At 66.5% G+C, this 2,036-nt stretch carries 2 protein-coding genes; one reads left to right on the top strand and one right to left on the bottom strand.

Annotated elements, in window-relative coordinates:
* Positions 1–1,011: galactose oxidase early set domain-containing protein (locus VF468_02090; protein ID HEX5877106.1), on the top strand; the 1,011-nt coding region annotated here is incomplete at its 5' end.
* 369 nt (positions 1,012–1,380) lie between these two features.
* Here VF468_02090 and VF468_02085 read toward each other — a convergent pair.
* Positions 1,381–2,036, bottom strand: a 656-nt coding sequence (locus VF468_02085; protein HEX5877105.1) for a transposase, incomplete at its 5' end; no start/stop codon positions are given.

Raw genomic sequence — 2,036 nt, 5'->3', positions numbered from 1 at the left:
AACATGCCCATCGGGCTGTGGTACCCCTCGGGCTTCTACAACGGGAAGATCACCCTCGTGTCGGGGATCAACCAGAACGGAAGCCTGAACACCAAGGTTCTCACCTGGGATCCGGCGCGGACAGGTAGCAAGTGGAGCGTGAGCAGCTACAACTTCACGACACCCACCTACCCCCATGCCCTCCCAACGGCCGGCGGTCGGCTCTTTTTCACTGGAGTCGGTTTCGGAACCTCCCTGAACAAGGTCGGCTTCCTGAGCCCGGCGTCGGGTGCGTTCCAGAATGTGCCCGGGCTGTCCAACGCCCGACGCGACGAGGGAGCGAGCTTTTTCGCAGGCGGATCGCAGGGTCGTCGGGCGGTCGTTGTCGGTGGGGCAACTACCAGCTCGGCCTACGTTGACCTGTACGTCGCGAATCCGTCGTACAAGGCGGGGCCGAGCTTGCCGTTGCCGATTCGGTACTTGAACCACTCGCCCACCTTCGACCAGCGAGAGCTGCTCTTCGGGGGCGAGGACACGGCCGGGAACCCGGTGACGTGGGCAGGGCTGTACCGTCCGCTCACCAACGTCATCTCGACCGTGAACTACAGTTCGTTCGCCCACCAGTACCACACGATCGGGTTCACCGACCTCAAGGGATCTGTGTGGATGCTGGGTGGTAACCCCCAGCGCGGGGTGGTGCAGTCGGTGATCGAGAGGTTCGACCCGTGGTACGTGGGCCGGAGCGACCGGCCGGTGATCACGAGTATTCCGTCTTCGATCAAGCACAACACGCCGTTCAGCGTGGGGGTGCAGTTGGGGTCGGGGCGGACGGTGAAGGCGCTGCGCCTGTACCGTATGGGCGCCGTGACCCACCAGTTCAACTCCGCCCAAGGGGACTTCGAAGCCGTTCGGTCCGGAGCCCAGTGGTCGCTCACGGTCAGCGCCAACGTGGCCGTGAAAGGCCTCTACTACGCCGTGGCAGTCGATAGCTCCGGCGTTCCGTCGGAAGCCAAGATCATCCGGTTAGGATAGGCGACCCGGACGCGTCGTCTACCAGAAGCTGAGGATTCGGCAGGGCTCGCATGTTAGAGATGACCCGCCTCCCTGATGCTTACTCCGGGACGCTAGGTGTCCCGGCATGCTGAAGAGCCCGAGTCTTGGGGTAGATGCGCGGCCGAGGACGGCCGCCGGAGGCGGCCGCCCGCAGGGCCGGCCTTGAGTTCGTAGAGAAACTCCTCACTGCGATGATCCGGGTGGGTGCCCTCCGTGGCTGGTCTGACCCGACGTCTCACCGGCCTGGTGCCTTGAAGTTGATCTGTCGGCCAGCCGCTGGAGGGCACCTGAAGGCACCCACCGGTCGGGCGGAGTGACCCGATAGCGCCTGTATGTCAACGCGACTGGTCAAGCGGTGGCGGATTGGGGATGGCGGGTGTGGTGGTCGGCGAGCAGGGCTCGGTAGATGACCTTGACGATCTGCCGCTTGAGGGCACGGAAGGCCTGGTTGGGCGTCTTGCCTTGGGCGAGTTTGCGGTCGTAGTAGGCACGGCCGGGACCGGGTCGGCTGATCTGGGTGCGGGCAACCAGGTGGATGGCGGTGTTGAGGGCCCGGTTGCCGCCGCGGTTGACCCGCTGGCGGAGGTTGGCGCCGCTGGAGGTGTCGACGGGGGCGGTGCCGGTGTAGCTGGCGTAGTGATCTGGGCTGTGGAAGCGGGTGATGTCACCGCTGTGGCCGATGAGCTTGACCGCCAGCACGGCGCTGATGCCAAAGATGTCCAGCAGTCGGCTGGGCCGGACGGCCAGGAGTTCCTGGCAGCGGGTGCGGTTGGCGGCCAGCTGGCGGTCCAGGCGGCGGAGGTCGGCCAGCAGCTCATGGGCCAGGACCTTGCGCTGCTGGTCAGCGGCCGTGGTCGGCCGGGTGCGGCGCAGCAGCCTGCTGACCGCCTCGACGGTCAACGGGGTGGGCGCGCCGCCGGCAACCAGGTCGCGCAGCAGCCGGTGCAGCCGGTTGGTCACCCGCCGGCGTTCCTGGTTGAGCTCGTCGCGACGGTCGGCCAGCA

The organism is Actinomycetota bacterium, assembly GCA_036280995.1.
GTDB lineage: Bacteria > Actinomycetota > CALGFH01 > CALGFH01 > CALGFH01 > CALGFH01.
The sequence above is the reverse complement of the archived record's forward strand: the minus strand, read 5'-3'. Positions and strand labels throughout refer to the sequence as shown.